The organism is Pseudomonas sp. IT-P2, from assembly GCF_949767575.1.
GTDB lineage: Bacteria > Pseudomonadota > Gammaproteobacteria > Pseudomonadales > Pseudomonadaceae > Aquipseudomonas > Aquipseudomonas pharyngis.
Map to the genome: position 1 here is coordinate 67,041 of NZ_CATKQA010000003.1, position 16,669 is coordinate 83,709.

12 protein-coding genes are annotated in these 16,669 nt (G+C 61.4%); 7 read left to right on the forward strand and 5 right to left on the reverse strand.

The window, feature by feature from the left end; translation table 11 throughout:
- Positions 1-251 precede the first annotated feature (251 nt).
- From ACM6JM_RS02360 to ACM6JM_RS02385, 6 genes are all read left to right on the forward strand, one after another.
- A complete protein-coding gene (locus tag ACM6JM_RS02360; protein WP_414881247.1) occupies positions 252-1,493 on the forward strand; it encodes an SfnB family sulfur acquisition oxidoreductase in 1,242 nt (413 codons plus the stop codon).
- Between the two features lie 38 nt (positions 1,494-1,531).
- Positions 1,532-2,725, forward strand: a complete 1,194-nt coding sequence (locus ACM6JM_RS02365) for an SfnB family sulfur acquisition oxidoreductase (protein ID WP_210710038.1) — start codon at positions 1,532-1,534, stop codon at positions 2,723-2,725.
- On the forward strand, positions 2,725-4,077 hold the full coding sequence (locus ACM6JM_RS02370; RefSeq protein ID WP_074689426.1) for an LLM class flavin-dependent oxidoreductase: 1,353 nt from the start codon (positions 2,725-2,727) through the stop codon (positions 4,075-4,077). The genes ACM6JM_RS02365 and ACM6JM_RS02370 overlap by 1 nt, the downstream gene beginning before the upstream one ends.
- A gap of 67 nt (positions 4,078-4,144) precedes the next feature.
- On the forward strand, positions 4,145-4,954 hold the full coding sequence (locus ACM6JM_RS02375) for a MetQ/NlpA family ABC transporter substrate-binding protein (RefSeq protein ID WP_007952748.1): 810 nt from the start codon (positions 4,145-4,147) through the stop codon (positions 4,952-4,954).
- Positions 4,955-4,956: 2 nt separating this feature from the next.
- Positions 4,957-6,081, forward strand: coding sequence for a methionine ABC transporter ATP-binding protein (locus tag ACM6JM_RS02380; protein WP_414881249.1), 1,125 nt, complete (start codon positions 4,957-4,959; stop codon positions 6,079-6,081).
- Positions 6,071-6,715: a methionine ABC transporter permease gene (locus ACM6JM_RS02385; protein WP_039764534.1), complete on the forward strand. Its 645-nt coding sequence runs from the start codon at positions 6,071-6,073 to the stop codon at positions 6,713-6,715. The genes ACM6JM_RS02380 and ACM6JM_RS02385 overlap by 11 nt, the downstream gene beginning before the upstream one ends.
- Positions 6,716-6,768: 53 nt before the next feature.
- On the opposite strand, the gene ACM6JM_RS02390 is transcribed toward ACM6JM_RS02385, so the two are convergent.
- On the reverse strand, positions 6,769-8,139 hold the full coding sequence (locus ACM6JM_RS02390; protein WP_414881251.1) for a hypothetical protein: 1,371 nt from the start codon (positions 8,137-8,139) through the stop codon (positions 6,769-6,771).
- A 217-nt stretch (positions 8,140-8,356) separates the two neighbouring features.
- On the opposite strand from ACM6JM_RS02390, the gene ACM6JM_RS02395 reads away from it, so the two are divergent.
- The gene (locus ACM6JM_RS02395) at positions 8,357-8,983 is read left to right on the forward strand and encodes a class I SAM-dependent methyltransferase (RefSeq protein WP_414881253.1); all 627 of its coding nucleotides are present in this window, start codon (positions 8,357-8,359) and stop codon (positions 8,981-8,983) included.
- A gap of 3 nt (positions 8,984-8,986) precedes the next feature.
- On the opposite strand, the gene ACM6JM_RS02400 is transcribed toward ACM6JM_RS02395, so the two are convergent.
- The 4 genes from ACM6JM_RS02400 to ACM6JM_RS02415 form a co-directional block, all read right to left on the reverse strand.
- Positions 8,987-11,239, reverse strand: a complete 2,253-nt coding sequence (locus ACM6JM_RS02400) for a glycoside hydrolase (RefSeq protein WP_414881254.1) — start codon at positions 11,237-11,239, stop codon at positions 8,987-8,989.
- Between the two features lie 90 nt (positions 11,240-11,329).
- Complete coding sequence (locus tag ACM6JM_RS02405; protein ID WP_414881256.1) at positions 11,330-14,395, reverse strand: efflux RND transporter permease subunit; 3,066 nt, start codon at positions 14,393-14,395, stop codon at positions 11,330-11,332.
- The gene (locus ACM6JM_RS02410; RefSeq protein WP_414881258.1) at positions 14,392-15,456 is read right to left on the reverse strand and encodes an efflux RND transporter periplasmic adaptor subunit; all 1,065 of its coding nucleotides are present in this window, start codon (positions 15,454-15,456) and stop codon (positions 14,392-14,394) included. Before ACM6JM_RS02410 ends, ACM6JM_RS02405 begins: the two co-directional genes overlap by 4 nt.
- Positions 15,453-16,556: an efflux RND transporter periplasmic adaptor subunit gene (locus tag ACM6JM_RS02415; RefSeq protein ID WP_414881260.1), complete on the reverse strand. Its 1,104-nt coding sequence runs from the start codon at positions 16,554-16,556 to the stop codon at positions 15,453-15,455. Before ACM6JM_RS02415 ends, ACM6JM_RS02410 begins: the two co-directional genes overlap by 4 nt.
- Positions 16,557-16,669: the final 113 nt, after the last annotated feature.

Genomic DNA, 16,669 nt, shown 5'->3' on the forward strand with positions numbered 1-16,669 from the left:
GAGGGACGCCGTCCCTCGTCGCCGCACGCTTGACCAGCCAGACCACGCCCCCTTCTATACATATTCCTAAAAGTTAGTTTATTTAAATTTTATACGCGCTTAGGGTATATGCACCGGACCACCGGACATTCTTTCGTTCGCCGCACCTTTGCGGCGTTTTTCATGAGATGTGAGGTAGGTAGCATGGTCCGGAACACAATCACCCCAGTGCAGATCGCCAGGGCATTGCGTGCAGCCAAGGAGCGGCACTGATGTCCAGTCTGGCAGACGCAAACGTCCAGAGTGACCTGGACATCGCCCCGCTGTTGTTGCCCGCGCAAGTGCTGCGCAACGACGCTCAAGCCATCAAGGCCGCCCATGAGCTGGCGCAGGTCGCCCGCGTGCAGGCCGCCAAACGTGATCGCCAGCGCAAGCTGCCGTGGTCGGAAATCGAACAGTTCACCCGCAGCGGCCTCGGCAGCATCGCGATTCCGCGCGAGTACGGCGGCCCGCAGGTTTCCTTCGTCACTTTGGCCGAGGTGTTCGCGATCATTTCCGCGGCCGACCCGGCGCTGGGACAAATCCCGCAGAACCAGTTCGGCATCATCAACCTGATCCTCGGCAGCGCCACCGAGCAGCAGAAAAAGCATCTGCTGCAGAGCGTGCTCGAAGGCTGGCGCATCGGTAACGCCGGGCCTGAACGCGGCACCAAGGACACCCTGGAACTGAAGGCGCGCATCACCGCTGACGGCGATGACTACGTGATCAACGGCCAGAAGTTCTATTCCACCGGCGCCCTGTTCGCCCACTGGGTCGCGGTCAAGGCGCTCAACGATGACGGCAAGCAAGTCCTGGCCTTCGTCCGGCGCGGCACGCCGGGATTGCGCATCGTCGATGACTGGTCGGGTTTCGGCCAGCGCACCACCGCCAGCGGCACGATCCTGTTGAACAACGTGCGGGTCGATGCCGGCCTCGTGGTGGACAACTGGAAGATCAACGAAAAGCCCAACACCCAGGGCGCGGTGTCGCAGCTGATTCAGGCAGCGATCGACGCCGGGATCGCCCGTGGCGCCATCGATGATGCCATCGAATTCGTCAAGACCCGCGCCCGGCCGTGGATCGACGCCAACGTCGAACGGGCCAGCGATGACCTCTACGTGATCGCCGACATCGGCAAACTGAAAATCGAACTGCACGCTGCCGAAGCGCTGTTGCGCAAGGCCGGGCAGGTGCTGGATCAGGTGCACGCCTCGCCACTGACCGCCGAATCCGCCGCCCGCGCGTCGATTGCCGTGGCCGAAGCCAAGGTGCTGACCACCGAGATCTCGCTGCTGGCCAGCGAAAAACTCTTCGAGCTGGCCGGCAGCCGCGCCACCCTCGCCGAATTCAACCTCGACCGTCACTGGCGCAATGCCCGGGTGCACACCTTGCACGACCCGGTGCGCTGGAAGTACCACGCAGTCGGCGCCTATCGCCTCAACGGCAAGTTGCCGGCTCGCCATTCCTGGATCTGACGACCCGAACACTTTTGACCAGATCTCTGGAGAAACACATGACTCTTTCCCATCCCGTCGCGCTCATCACCAGCGACGAGCAAGCCCTGATCGTCGCCAGCGACCTGGCCGAAGATTTCCAGCGCGACAGCAACCTGCGCGACCGCGAACGCCGGCTGCCGCTGCCGGAACTCGACGTGTTTTCCCGCTCCGGCCTGTGGGGCATCAGCGTGCCCAAGGAGTACGGTGGCGCCGGTGTGTCCAACGTGACCCTGGCCAAAGTCATCGCTTTGATCGCCAGGGCCGATGGCTCGCTGGGGCAGATTCCACAGAACCATTTCTATGCCCTCGAAGTGCTTCGGGTGAACGGCAGCCACGAGCAGAAACAACGGCTGTACGCCGAAGTCCTCGCCGGCCAGCGCTTCGGCAATGCCCTGGCAGAACTGGGCACCAGGACCGCCCACGACCGGGTCACCCGCCTCGAACGTGACGACAGCGGTTATCGCATCAACGGTCGCAAGTTCTATGCGACCGGTGCGATTTACGCCCAACGCATTCCAACGTCCGTGGTCGATGAAAACGGCGTGCAGCAACTGGCCTTCGTCCCGCGCGACAGCAAAGGCCTGACCGTGATCGACGACTGGAGCGGCTTCGGCCAGCGCACCACCGGCAGCGGTTCAGTGGTGTTCGAAGACGTGTATGTCGCCGCCGAAGATGTCATCCCGTTCCAGAGCGCTTTCGAGCGCCCGACCCCGGTCGGCCCGCTGGCGCAGATCCTTCACGCCGCCATCGACACCGGCATCGCCCGCGCTGCCTACGAAGATGCGCTGCACTTCGTGCGCAGCAAGACCCGGCCATGGATCGATTCGGGCAACGACAAGGCCACCGAAGACCCGCTGACCCTCAAGAGCTTCGGCCACTTGAGCATCCGCCTGCACGCCACCGAAGCGCTGCTCGAACGTGCCGGCGAATTCCTCGACGCTGCCCAGGCCGAGACCAACGCAGAGACGGTTGCAGCGGCCTCGATTGCCGTCGCCGAAGCACGGGCGATCAGCACCGAAATCTCCCTGGCCGCCGGCAGCACCCTGTTCGAACTGGCCGGCAGCCAGGCCACCCTGATCGAGCACGGCCTCGACCGTCACTGGCGCAACGCCCGGGTACATACGCTGCACGACCCGGTGCGCTGGAAATATCACGCGGTCGGCAATTACTACCTCAACGATGAAAACCCTCCGCTGCGAGGGACCATCTGATGAGCAAGAAAAAGATCCTGCTCAATGCGTTCAACATGAACTGCATCGGCCACATCAACCATGGGCTGTGGACCCATCCCCGCGACACCTCGACCCGATACAAGACCATCGAATACTGGACCGAACTGGCGCAGTTGCTGGAGCGCGGGCTGTTCGACGGGCTGTTCATCGCCGACATCGTCGGCGTGTACGACGTCTATCAGAACTCGGTAGACGTCACCCTGAAAGAGTCGATTCAGCTACCGGTCAACGATCCGCTGCTGTTGGTGTCGGCGATGTCCGCGGTGACCAAAAACCTCGGTTTCGGCCTGACCGCCAACCTCACCTACGAGCCGCCGTATCTGTTCGCCCGACGCATGTCGACACTCGATCACCTGAGCCGTGGACGGGTGGGCTGGAACATCGTCACCGGTTATCTGGACAGCGCCGCCAAGGCCATGGGCCTCAGTGAACAGGTCGAACATGACCGGCGTTACGACCAGGCCGACGAGTACCTCGAAGTGCTCTACAAACTCTGGGAAGGCAGCTGGGAAAACGGCGCGGTGCTCAACGATCCGCAGCAGCGGATCTACGCGCAGCCGGACAAGGTGCACAAGGTCGAACACAAGGGCGAGTTCTATCAGGTCGAGGGTTATCACCTGTGCGAACCGTCACCGCAGCGCACGCCGGTGCTGTTCCAGGCCGGCAGTTCGGATCGCGGTCTGCTGTTCGCCGGGCGTCATGCCGAGTGCGTGTTCATCAGCGGCCAGAACAAGCAGTCGACCAAAGTGCAGGTGGACAAGGTCCGCGCCAGCGCCGTCGAAGCGGGTCGCAATCCCGAGGACATCAAGGTGTTCATGGGCCTCAATGTGATCGTCGGCGAGACCGAGGAAGCGGCCTGGGCCAAGCATGCCGAATACTTGAGCTACGCCAGCGCCGAAGCGGGCGTGGCGCATTTTTCGGCGTCCACTGGCATCGACTTTTCCCAGTACGAAATCGACGAACCGATCCAGTACGTGAAGAGCAACGCGATCCAGTCCGCCACCAAGAACCTGCAGAACAACGACTGGACCCGCCGCAAATTGCTCGACCAGCACGCTCTGGGCGGGCGCTACATCACCGTGGTCGGCTCACCGCAGCAAGTGGCGGATGAACTGGAATCGTGGATCGCCGAAACCGGCCTCGACGGCTTCAACCTGACCCGCATCGTCACCCCGGAAAGCTATGTGGATTTCATCGATCTGGTGATTCCGGAGCTGCAACGGCGCGGCTCGTACAAGACCGCGTACGACACCGGCAGCCTGCGGGAAAAACTGTTTCACGGCGAAGCGCACCTGCCGCAGCAACACACCGGCGCCCACTACCGACACTAACCCCGGCACTCATCGTTCCCACGCTCGGCGTGGGAATCAGGCTAATTTCACTGACTGGAAAACCACCATGACCAAGAAGCTCCTGTCCCACCCAGTCAAAGCACTGGCCCTGGCCTTCGGCCTGTTCAGCTCGGCGGTGTTCGCCGCAGATGCCCCGTTGAAAATCGGCACCACCGCCGCCTTCGCGATTCCGCTGGAAGCCGCCGTCGAAGAGGCCTCCAAACAAGGCCTGAAAGTCGAACTGGTGGAGTTCACCGACTGGATCGCACCGAACGTCAGCCTCGCCGCCGGTGACATTGACGTGAACTACTTCCAGCACATCCCGTTCCTGGAAAACGCCAAGGCCGCCTCCGGTTTCGACCTGGTGCCGTTCGCGCCAGGGATCATCAACAACGTCGGCCTGTACTCGAAGAAATACAAAAGCTTCGACGAGCTGCCGGAAGGCGCCAGCGTCGCCATCGCCAACGACCCGATCAACAGCGGACGCGGCCTGCAACTGTTGGCCAAGGCCGGTCTGATCACCCTCAAGCCGGGGGTCGGCTACAAGGCCACCGAAGACGATATCGTCGCCAACCCGAAGAAGATCAAGATCCTGCAAGTCGAAGCCGTGCAACTGGTGCGCGCCTACGATGACGCCGATCTGGTCCAGGGCTACCCGGCCTACATCCGTCTGGCGAAGACTTTCGATGCCGGCTCTGCGCTGCTGTTCGACGGCCTCGACCACAAGGAATACGTGATTCAGTTCGTGATCCAGCCGAAGAGCAAGACCGACCCGCGCCTGATCAAGTTCGTCGACATCTACCAGCATTCGCCGGCCGTTCGCGCCGCACTGGATAAGGCCCACGGCAAGCTCTACCAGGCCGGTTGGGAAAGCTGAGGATGACCGCGGCCATCCAACGGCGACTGGATCTTCCAGAGCCACCCGCGCTGGCACAGCGCACCGAACTGCATCCCGAACTGAACCGCGCTCATGTGCGCTTCGTCGGGCTCGGCAAGACCTACGACGGCAAACAAGGCCCGGTCGCCGCCCTGCAAGGCATCGACCTGGCGATCCAGCGCGGTGAAGTGTTCGGCATCATCGGCCGCAGCGGCGCCGGCAAATCGTCGCTGATCCGCACCATCAACCGCCTCGAACAACCGACCTCGGGCCGGGTGCTGATTGATCAGGCGGACATCGGCGAATACGACGAGGATCGCCTCGTCGCCCTGCGCCGGCGGATCGGCATGATCTTCCAGCACTTCAACCTGATGTCGGCGAAAACGGTGTGGCAGAACGTCGAACTGCCGCTGAAAGTCGCCGGTGTCCCGAAAGAACAACGGGAGAAAAAGGTTCGCGAACTGCTGGAACTGGTGGGCCTGCAAGCCAAGCACAAGGCTTATCCGGCGCAGCTGTCCGGCGGGCAGAAACAGCGCGTCGGCATCGCCCGTGCGCTGGTGCATGACCCGGATATTCTGTTGTGTGATGAAGCCACCTCGGCCCTCGATCCGGAAACCACCCAGTCGATCCTCGGCCTGCTGCGCGAGATCAACAAACGCCTGGGCCTGACCATCGTGCTGATCACTCACGAGATGGCAGTAATCCGGGAGATCTGCGATCGCGTCGTCGTGCTCGAACACGGCCGCATCGTCGAGCAGGGCCCGGTCTGGGAAGTGTTCGGCAACCCACAGCACGAGGTCAGCCAGACCTTGCTCGCGCCGCTGCAACACGCCTTGCCCGAAGAATTGCAAAGCCGTTTGCAGGCGCAACCGTCGTCGCCCGATGCGGCCGTGGTGCTGCGCTTGCAGTTCACTGGCAGCCAACAGGACGAACCGGATCTGGCCGCGCTGTTCGCCGCGCTCGGTGGCCGGGTGAAATTGCTCCAGGGCGGCGTGGAACGGATTCAGGGCCATGCGCTCGGGCAACTGCTGCTGGCGGTCGCGGGTTCGCAGCTGAATGCCGAGCAATTGCGTGAGCGCGCCGGGCAATGGGCACAACGCACGGAGGTGCTGGGTTATGTGGTTTGATCGCTTGCTGCAGGGTTTTATCGACACGTTTCTGATGGTTGGCGTGTCGTCGCTGATCGCGTTGCTCGTCGGGATTCCGATGGCAGTGATTCTGGTCACCAGCGACAAGGGCGGCATTTACGAAGCGCCAGTGCTCAATCGCGCGCTGGGTGCGTTCGTGAACCTGTTTCGCTCGATCCCGTTTCTGATCCTGATGGTCGCGCTGATTCCGTTCACCCGGCTGATCGTCGGCACCACCTACGGTGTGTGGGCGGCAGTCGTGCCGTTGACCATCGCGGCCACGCCGTTCTTTGCACGGATCGCCGAAGTGAGCCTGCGTGAAGTCGACTACGGCCTGATCGAAGCAGCGCAAGCCATGGGCTGTCGGCGCTGGCACATCGTCTGGCATGTGCTGCTGCCCGAGGCGCTGCCGGGGATCGTCGGCGGTTTCACCATCACCCTGGTGACGATGATCAACTCCTCGGCCATGGCCGGGGCGATCGGTGCCGGCGGCCTGGGCGACATCGCCTATCGCTACGGCTATCAGCGGTTCGACAGCCAGATCATGCTGACCGTGATCGTGCTGCTGGTGGCACTGGTGGCGGTGATTCAGCTGGGTGGCGATCGCCTGGCGCGGGGTTTGAACAAGCGCTGATTTCTCGCACGAAAGCGGAAATGTCCGCTTTCGCGCCTTGCCGGGCCAAGGGTTCAGCTCACCAACAAACTGCTCATCAAGCGGCTGTCGGCCGTTCTCGCCAGATGCAATTGCTGCAGGCTTTTCGCAGCATAAACAATGCTGTCGGCATTGTTCGAAGCCATCTGTGTCCGCACCGTCGGATGGGCGTTGAACAGCTCAACGGCACTCTGAACATCCAGCGCATCCGAAACCCCCAAAGCCTGCGCGACTCCAGCGATGAAGCTGTCATGGTCACTCGTGAAGCCGTTCAGATACGCCACCGTCAATCCACCCTGCATGATGACCTCGGACACACCGCGCTCGGCAATGTCGTAGGCAGGGACGGGACGATCCAGTGCTTTTCCCATCAGGACATCCAGGTAAAAGAAATCCACTGCACCGGGCCCTACGCTCTTGAATCGATTGATCCGGTTGGTGTGCATCATTTCGTGGCCCAAAACAGCCGCAAATCCCCCTGGCTCGATGAGATTCTGGCTGATGAAGAACCGGCCATGGAAGTCGAGTGTGAACATCCGGGCCCTGCGATCCGGGTCAAACTCCACGCCCACGAACTTGTCCTGCCCCCACGGTCCCTGATACTCCCTGGACAGCGCCTCGCCCCGCGACAGGCAATCGCCGAGTCGCTCCCTGACGAGCTCATAATGCTGACCGAAGTACCCCTGCAATACTTCTGTGGTCTCGACATAGTTCGCCCCGATGCAGTCCTTTGCATCGGAGAACATTCCCTGCGCCCTTCCAAGCTCCGAACGCAAAATGGCTGAATGCTGGGGGGAAAACTGTCCCAGACCGCGCGCGACAATGGTTACGGACTCGGAAACCCGTTGCTCGAACCGGTCATCGCGGCCCTCGTAGAATTTTCCCGGCGCGTCTGTCCGGGTGTTCATGACGTTACTGATGTCGGACAGAATCGAAGCGTGCACCGGCTTCCAGATCATCGTCCGACGATCGAGTACCAGCGCAGGTCCTGATGCAACCCCTTCGGACGATAAAGTGGCGCGATACTCGCCTGTTGTCGCGTCCTGCCGAATCTGCACGACTTCGCCCGGTGCGATGTCGACGAACTGGCGCCCCTTGAAGTGCCTGATGCCCTTGGCGTCGGCCGCTGGCAATTGAGCTGGAAGTGACAATCGATAGTTGTTCAGCGATGGCAGCACCGATTGAATGGAAGCACTTTCAACAAGCGGCAGCGGACTGGTCGTGATGTGATCGGAAAATATCGGGAGCCCGGGCTGACTGTCGGCGACTGGTTGTGTAACTCGTGACACCTTCACCGCAGGCTCGTCGATCGAATGCGTCCTGCCAGGCCGCAAGCGGTTGAAGGTCGTGTCCGTCGCAGAACGAGGGGGCGGTGAGGTAACGGTGGTTTTGCGACCCGTGATCATGGGAAATCCTGTTTTTCCAAGTGAGTCCCTCCTGATTGAAAAGGGCAGACAACGCGACAGCCATCTATCGCACGGGCGCTATTTCAGCAGCAGCGCGAACACGCCGTGCGGTAAATAGTTATGACATCGACACCGACCTCATTGCGGATCCCTGGTCTCACAGGCCTCGCACGCATGGCGTATATTCCGATAACCCGATTGCCACCGCAGCCCGACCATGAAACAGAATCCTCTCGACCTTGAGCAGATCACCTCCACCACCCTCGGCCACTACAATTCGGTGGCCGAGGATTTTCGTGAAGGCACCCGCGATCACGATGTCAGCCAGAACATCGACGCCCTGTTGCGGCACATCCAGGGTGACGCGCCGTTTTCCATCCTCGATTTCGGCTGCGGGCCGGGGCGGGATTTGCAGACATTCACCCGGATGGGACACGTCGCCGTCGGTCTCGACGGCGCGGAGAAATTCGCGCAGATGGCGCGGGATGACAGTGGCTGTGAAGTATGGTGTCAGGACTTTCTGAAGCTGGATCTGCCGGCACAACGCTTCGACGGGATCTTCGCCAACGCGGTGCTGTTTCATGTGCCATTGCAGGAGTTGCCCCGGGTCTTGAAGCAACTGCACGGGACATTGAAACCGGGCGGCGTGCTGTTCAGTTCCAATCCGCGCGGGGATAACCGTGAGGGCTGGAACGGGCCGCGTTATGGCTCGTATCACGATCTGCAAGCATGGCGCGGGTTGTTGACCGCTGCCGGGTTTGTCGAGCTGGAGCATTACTACCGGCCAGCGGGGCTGCCGCGTGAGCAGCAGCCCTGGCTGGCGAGTGTCTGGCGCAAGACCTGAGACTCAGGGCCCTGTCTCAACCTGAAAGTAAGCTGGCGCTTGCTCGGGCGAGCGCACAGTGATGCTCCGTGCGGGCAATGTCAGCCCCTGTACTTCGCGCCCCTGCACATCAAAATTGGCCAGCAATTGCGTGCCGTCTTCAAAGGCTGTCTGCTGCACCAGCCGATCTTCGCTCAACCATTCGAAACCGGTGAGCGCCTGTGGCGCCAGACGTTCATGCAAAGGACGGAAAAAAGCATCCTGACGGGCAATCAGCGGTATTCGTTGCGCCAGAGTGTCGGCACTGAGGTGATACAGCGGCGCGACGTTGTAGAGCAACTGAGCGAGTTCGTTATCTGCCCGTACATTGGTCAGTTTCAGGCTATCGAACAGCCAATGGTGGGACGTGATGACCGAGCCATGGAACACCGCCTGATACAACGGCAAACGACTGGCCGGATCAAAGTGAATACGCCGCAAAGATTCCTTGATCGGCACAGGTTTGAAGAAAACCTCTGGCTGCTCAGGCGGATACCACTTGCCTGCAAAATACCTGGACTTGGTGTTCTTGCTCATTTCGACGTCGCCCCAACCGATCACCGGGGTCTGCATTCCATGGGCGAACAGCACGCCTTGCGCGGTCGTTGCGTTGCCATCCTCCGAACCGGCAGGCAGCTTAAGCACTTCATTGATCCAGCGTGATGCTCCGATGTTGCCCTCGGCATTCTGTGCCTGGGTCATCGTTGCCCCGGGACGGTAGCTGTCGAACAGCATCCCGGTGGCATAGGCATCGAGAAACCAGCTATTGAAACCGGCGGCATCCCGAATGGCCGTCACACGTCGCTCAAGCAGTGGGCGCACGCACCGGGGATCGGTGTAATGCCCCGATTGCTGGAAGCCGCTTTTCAGCGTTCCATCGCTCTTCACGATTGCGCATTCAAGATTCGCCTTGTCCCCCAGGTGTGCGGTGGTCCAGTCAGGATTTTCACTGCGGCTCAGCGCCGTCTCATAGGAATCGTAAGGCGCGATCAGATAGCCCGCCGCCACGCCCGCCTTGATCGTCTCGGGGTGCCAGAGGCCGCCTTCCCAGCCCTCACCAAGTCCCAACCACAAACGGGACAGTCCGGCGTTCTGCAATTGCTTGATCGTGTCCAGTGACAGAGTGCTGCCCCATCGCTCCGGCTCGGGAATCAATGCGTCACCGAGATCGGCTGCCACTTTCGCGCGTACTTCAGCGTAACCTTTGACGAGAGCCTGCATGTCCGGCACCGCTCGGGCCTGCCAGGTCTTGCGTGCAAGGGTATTCAGGGCGTGGTTGAGACTGCGTAAAAGCACTTTTTTCTGATAGCCGCTCAACTCCCCGCCAGTGGCAAGTATCTGCAACGCCTCACGGTCCATCCCCGTTTTCAGCTCACGGGCCAGTGAGCCGCTGCCGCGCAACGTGTCGAGCAGCACGGGCCAGCTGCGCACATCCTTGGCCCCCAGCAGATCGTTGCCCCAAAGATACAGATGACTGGCGCCCGGCAGCCGCTTCGCCTGAGGCGTTTTCTCGAATTTGCTGCTCAGCGTTTCATAGCGACCGTTATCGATCAGCCATTGCCGGTAGCGTTTGGCGCCAGCCAGCGGGTCCGCCGCCCCGAGAAACAGCGTGAACGTCAATGGCGCGGACGGATCGAGCGAAGTGAAGTGATGCCGGGCGGACAGTGCCAAAGCCTTGCCCTGGGCACTGAACAACAGCCGATTGTTGAAGGGATTGGTCATCAGCCAATGCAGGCTGAAGCCATCCTGTTCAACACCCCAGAGCGGCAGACTCAGATCCTGAGTGGTATTGAATTCGCCCTGACTCAAAAGGAATGCCTGCCACACCCGATCGCCTCGCGGCACATAGTGCCCCTCGGCCAGGGGCCAGATCAGTCCCTTGCCCATCGCGCTGGCGGGTTGGCGCAAAAATTCCAGTTCTGCGGGCTCACGCGCCGTGATCGAGAAGGACAGATCACGTTGATCGAGCGCGGCACTGAGGGTCCAGGCTCCGTCATCCCATTGCCAATCGATGTGATCACCCCGTCTGCTCAAGTGGCTGACCTTATGCGCGGCAACGCCCGCCGAGGCCTGCACCGTCGCACCGTTTGCAGGCGTGATACGAACAGCCAGCGTTGCCGGATCGAGTTGCACGCGCCAAAGCGGGTTCTCCAATACCGTATCGGCCTGTGACGGGGACGGCAGGCTCAAACCGGCAATCAGCAATAACACGCGCAGCCAGAAGGTAACGGTAAGCATCAGACATCCCTTCTCCTGGAGGAGAAGGGACGGTAACCGAATACTCCGATGCTGTAAGTCAGACCCTTCGCAAATATGTAACAGGCGTACTCACTGTGCCGATGACGCAGCGTCCTTCTTCGGCTCGCGAATCTTGTACCAGGCCACGTACAGCGCCGGCAGGAACAGCAGCGTCAGCAGGGTCGCAATCACGATCCCGCCGATCATCGCGTAGGCCATCGGCCCCCAGAACACTTCCCGGGCGATCGGGATCATGCCCATGCTCGCCGCCGCGGCGGTGAGCAGGATCGGGCGCCGTCGGTGTTCGGTGGCTTCCACCACCGCATCCCATGGCGCGTAGCCTTTGCGCTCGAACTCGTCGATCTGGGTCACAAGGATCACCGAGTTGCGGATGATGATGCCGATCAGCGCCAGAATCCCGAGGATCGCCACGAAGCCCATTGGCGTGCCGGTCGGCACCAGCGCCAGCACCACGCCGATCAGTCCCAGCGGCGCGACACTGGCCACCAGAAACAGCTTCTGCACGCTGTGCAGCTGGATCATCAGGAACGTCGCCATCAAAAACAGCATCAACGGCAGCACTTTCGCAATCGGCCCTTGGGCCTTGCCACTCTCCTCGACCGTACCGCCGGTGGCGACCTTGTAGCCAACGGGCAGTTTTTCGGCGAACGCGTCGATGGACGGCTTCAACAGTTTCACCAGATCGGTCGGCTGAATCTCGTCACGCACCGACGCCTTGATGGTGATGGTCGGCAAGCGGTCACGACGCCACACCAGCGGCTGCTCCAGCTCATAACGAACCGTGGCGAAGGCCAGCAGCGGAATCGACGTGCCGTTGGGCGTGACGATCTGCAGGTTCTGCAGGGTTTCCGGCGTACCACGTTCCGAACTCACCGCGCGACCGACTACGTTGATCAGGTAGATGTCGTCGTTGACCTGGGTCAGCGGCGCACCACTGACGATGCTGTTCATCAGGTTCGCCACGTCTTCGGACGACAGCCCGAGCTGGCGCGCCTTGTCCTGAGCGATGTCGATGCGCAGGACCTTGCCCGGCTCGTTCCAGTCGTAAATGATCTCGCCGATGTGCTCGTTCTTGTCCAGTTCAGTCGCCAGGTCGATGGCGTGCTTGCGCACCTGGTCGATGTCCTTGCCGCTGATCCGGTACTGGATCGGACGCCCTACCGGCGGGCCCATTTCCAGCGCCTGCACGTAGCTGCCGATGCCGACGAAATCCTTGTGCAGCCGTTCGCGCAGGCGTTGGCTCAAAGCCTCGCGGGCTTCAAAGTCTTTGCTGACGATCACCAGTTGCGCGTAGTACGGGTTCTGCAATTGCTGGTCGAGTGGCAGGTAGAAACGGATCGCGCCCTGACCGATGTAGGTGCTCCAGCGCACGATGTCCGCGTCGCCCTTGAGCGTGGCCTCGAGCTTGTCGACGGCCTTGCGGGTCTCGTCGATCGAGGCGTTTTGCGGCAGGTTGAGGTCGACCAGGATTTCCGGTCGATCCGAGGACGGGAAGAACTGATTCTGCACAAATCGCATGCAGAACACCGCCAGCACAAACAACAGCACGGTGATGCCGATGGCCCACCAGCGATTGCGCATGCACCACAGCAAACCGCCGTTGAATGCACGGCCAACGCGTCCCGGCTCAGCCTCATGGGCTTTCACGTTGGTGCTGAGAATGTGCACGCCGATCACCGGGGCGAAAAACACCGCCACAATCCAGGACACGATCATCGCCACGGCAATCACCGCGAACAGCGTGTAGGTGTACTCGCCGGCAGAACTGGCGTTGAGGCCGATGGGGACGAAACCGGCGACCGTCACCAGCGTACCGGTGAGCATCGGGAACGCGGTCGAGGTGTAGGCGAATGTCGCGGCCTCTTCCTTGCTCTCGCCCATTTCCAGGCGCGTGACCATCATTTCCACGGTGATCATCGCGTCGTCCACCAACAGGCCGAGGGCAATGATCAGAGCGCCAAGGGAAATCCGCTGCATGGTGATGCCGCTGTACTCCATGAACACAAACACCATCGCCAGCACCAGCGGGATCGAGCACGCCACCACCAGCCCGGCGCGCACACCGAGGCTGATGAAGCTGACCACCAGCACGATCACCACCGCTTCGAACAAGGCACTGGTGAAGCCGCCGACCGCTTCTTCCACCACCACCGCCTGATCGGACACCGTGTGCACACCCACGCCGACCGGCAGATCCGCGGTCAGTTCATCGATGCGCTTGTGCAGGGCTTTGCCGAACTCCTGAACGTTGCCGCCCTTCTGCATGGCAATCGCCAGCCCGATCGCCGGTTTGCCGTCGAAACGGAATTCCGGCGTGGCCGGATCGGTGTAACCGCGAGTGATGTCGGCAACATCTGCCAGGCGATAGAAGCGGTCGTTGAGCTTGAGATTGACCTCGGCCAGGTCTTTCTCCGAAGCGAACTGGCCCGAAGTCCGCACAGAAATCCGCTCCGGACCCGCCTCGATCACACCGGCCGGAGTCACGGCGTTCTGCGATTGCAGGCTCTGCACCACCTGACGCTGATCGATGCCCAACGCTGCGAGTTTGCGGGTCGAGAAGTTCAGGTAAATCACTTCGTCCTGCTGGCCGATCATTTCGATCTTGCCCAGCCCCGGGACATTGCGGATCTCGGCCCGCGCCTGTTCCACGTAATCGCGCAACTGGCGCATGGTCAGGCCGTCGGCGGTGAAGGCGTACACCGAGCCGAACACGTCACCGAACTCGTCGTTGAATCCCGGCCCCTGAATCCCTTGAGGAAACTGCCCGCGGATATCGTCGATCTTCTTGCGCACCTGGTACCAGATTTCCGGAATGTCCTTGGCGCTGGTGGTGTCGCGCAGGTACACGTACACCGTCGATTCGCCGGGGCGCGTGTAGCTTTTCACGTAGTCGAGGGAGTCGAGCTCTTCGAGTTTTTTCTCGATGCGGTCGGTGACCTGCTTGAGGGTTTCCTCCTGGGTCGCGCCCGGCCATTTGGTCTGGATCACCATGGTCTTGATGGTGAACGACGGGTCTTCCTCGCGCCCCAGATTGAAGTAGGAGAACACACCCATGAGCAATGCGACGAACATCAGATACCAGACGAAAGACTGATGCTTGAGGGCCCATTCGGAGAGATTGAAAGAGCCTTTCATTGACTGTCCTCGTCAAGTTTCACGGATTGTCCGGGTTTGAGACTGTTGACGCCGGCGCTGACCACACGCTCGCCGTTCTTCACGCCCCCCGCAAGTACAACACTGCTGTCGGTGCGGCTGATCACGCTGACGTCGCGCGGGTTGACGGTTTTGCTTTGGGTGTCGATGACCCAGATTCGCGGTTTGCCGTCGACCTCCTGCAATGCTGTGGCGGGCAATTCGATACGCGGCTTGATCGCCGAGCTGAGGGTGACGCTGATCGCCGTGCCGAGGCGAAAGCCTTCGGGCGTATTGGCCAGGGTCAACCGTGCGCGGCGGGTGCGCGTCGCACTTTGTGCCTGGGGTTCGATCTCGCGCAGGGTGGCCGTGGTGTTGATGCTCGGGTCGAGCTGCCCGGCCACCAGAAACACCACGTCGGACGGGATCTCATCGACCAGGGTGTCCGGCAGATCGATCACCGCTTCCTTGATATCCGGTTGCGCCAGGGTCACCACCTGCTGGCCCGCCGTCACCACTTGCCCGGCCTCGGCGTTCCACGCGGTGACCACCGCCTTGTGGTCGGAGCGTAGCTGGGTGTAATCAAGTTGATCCTTGCTCTGGTTGACCGCCGCCCGCGCCTGATCCAGCGAAGCCTGGGTGGTTTTCAGGTCCGTCATGGCAATGTCCAGTTGCGCCTGCGCCCCCACGCCACGGTCGAACAGCGCTTGCTGACGGCGGGCATTGGCCTGGGCGTTGATCAGTTGAGCCTGAACCTTGGCCAGGTCCCCTTGGGCCGAACGCAGCTGGTTCTGCTGATCGGACGGATCGAGGGTGGCGAGCAGCGTGCCCTTCTGCACCTCGGTGCCGACATCGACGTTACGGCTGGCAATACGCCCGCCGACACGAAAACCGGTGTTGCTTTCATAGCGCGCCTGAATGCTGCCGGCGAAACGCCCGAGGTTTTCCTCGCTCATGGCTTCGACCTTGACCGACAACACTGGCCGTACCGGCTCCGGCGGTGGTTCGCTTTTCGAGCAGGCGGCCAGCAACACACCAATGGATAACAGCCCCAGACGCTTCATGGCTGTGCTCCCGGTTGCAGATCCTTGTAGGTGTTTTCGGCAATTTCGACCTTCATGCCCGGATGCAGCAACTGCCCACCCGCGACAATGACTTTTTCCCCGCCCTTGAGGCCCTCGCTGATGATGACCTTGCCGATCAGGTAGCGGCTGACGGTGACGTTGTGCAACTGCGCTTCGCCTTTATCGTCGACCATCCACACGGCCGGATCGTTGACGTTCTTGGTCAGCGCCGACCAGGGCAATTCAACGGCCGACTTGCCGGTGCCCTTGGCCGTGGCGCTCACCACCGAGCCCAGCTGCATCCCCTGCGGCAGGCTGTCGAGGCTGACCTTGACCTGCACCGTGCCGGACTGCGCGGACACCGCCGGGGTGATTTCACGCACGGTGCCGGTGGTCTTGATGGCGGGGTTGTCGAGCAGGCTGACGACGATCGAACGCTCCGCCGGCCGCTCGGCCAGCAGGGATTCGTAAACGTTGAACACGGCGTCGCGGTCACCGTCCCGGGCCAGACTGAATATCGGCGCCGTGGCCTGAACCACCTGGCCGACTTCGGCCTGGCGCTCGGTTATAACGCCGGGCGCATCGGCGATCAGCGCGGTGTAGCTCAATTGATCCTTGGCATTGGCCAACTGCGCCTGCGCTGCCCTCAAGGCACTCTGGCTGCTGCGCAATGCAGCCTGCGCGGAATCGTATTCGCTCTGGCTGGTGTAGCCCTTGGGCAACAGTTTCTGCTGGCGGACGAACGCGGCGGCGCTCTGTTTGACCCGAGCCTGCTCGGCCACTACCTGAGCCTGTGCGGAATCGACGTTGGTCTGCAAATCCTTCGGATCGAGCTTGGCCAGCACTTGTTTGGCCGAGACGCGGTCACCGACATCGACCATGCGCTGGATGATCTTGCCGCCGACCCGGAACGACAGTTCTGTCTGCACGCGGGCCTGGACGTCGCCGGTGAGAGTCACGGCGGCGGCGTAATTGGCGGGGTTGACCTCCTGCACGAAGACCCGGGGCAGGTATTCGGCGGGGGCCTTTTTCTCGCCGCACGCGCTCAACAAAGCGAACAGACTCAGCATGACCGCTGTTTTCAATCCGGGACTCGCCATGCAGACTCCTTCCTGTGTACGAACGTGCAAGTGACGATACGACTGTGAGCTTAGAACAGGGTTCAACCTTCGTCCGGGCGATATATGCATTTCTGTGCAGCGAGTATCCTGAC

What these genes read in the sequence shown, in the direction of transcription:
- ACM6JM_RS02400 (WP_414881254.1), bottom strand. Translation starts at nt 11,239, where the DNA reads ATGCTTACCGTTACCTTCTGGCTGCGCGTGTTATTGCTGATTGCCGGT.
- ACM6JM_RS02365 (WP_210710038.1), top strand. Translation starts at nt 1,532, where the DNA reads ATGACTCTTTCCCATCCCGTCGCGCTCATCACCAGCGACGAGCAAGCC.
- ACM6JM_RS02370 (WP_074689426.1), top strand. Translation starts at nt 2,725, where the DNA reads ATGAGCAAGAAAAAGATCCTGCTCAATGCGTTCAACATGAACTGCATC.
- ACM6JM_RS02375 (WP_007952748.1), top strand. Translation starts at nt 4,145, where the DNA reads ATGACCAAGAAGCTCCTGTCCCACCCAGTCAAAGCACTGGCCCTGGCC.
- ACM6JM_RS02385 (WP_039764534.1), top strand. Translation starts at nt 6,071, where the DNA reads ATGTGGTTTGATCGCTTGCTGCAGGGTTTTATCGACACGTTTCTGATG.
- ACM6JM_RS02380 (WP_414881249.1), top strand. Translation starts at nt 4,957, where the DNA reads ATGACCGCGGCCATCCAACGGCGACTGGATCTTCCAGAGCCACCCGCG.
- ACM6JM_RS02390 (WP_414881251.1), bottom strand. Translation starts at nt 8,139, where the DNA reads ATGATCACGGGTCGCAAAACCACCGTTACCTCACCGCCCCCTCGTTCT.
- ACM6JM_RS02395 (WP_414881253.1), top strand. Translation starts at nt 8,357, where the DNA reads ATGAAACAGAATCCTCTCGACCTTGAGCAGATCACCTCCACCACCCTC.
- ACM6JM_RS02415 (WP_414881260.1), bottom strand. Translation starts at nt 16,556, where the DNA reads ATGGCGAGTCCCGGATTGAAAACAGCGGTCATGCTGAGTCTGTTCGCT.
- ACM6JM_RS02360 (WP_414881247.1), top strand. Translation starts at nt 252, where the DNA reads ATGTCCAGTCTGGCAGACGCAAACGTCCAGAGTGACCTGGACATCGCC.
- ACM6JM_RS02405 (WP_414881256.1), bottom strand. Translation starts at nt 14,395, where the DNA reads ATGAAAGGCTCTTTCAATCTCTCCGAATGGGCCCTCAAGCATCAGTCT.
- ACM6JM_RS02410 (WP_414881258.1), bottom strand. Translation starts at nt 15,456, where the DNA reads ATGAAGCGTCTGGGGCTGTTATCCATTGGTGTGTTGCTGGCCGCCTGC.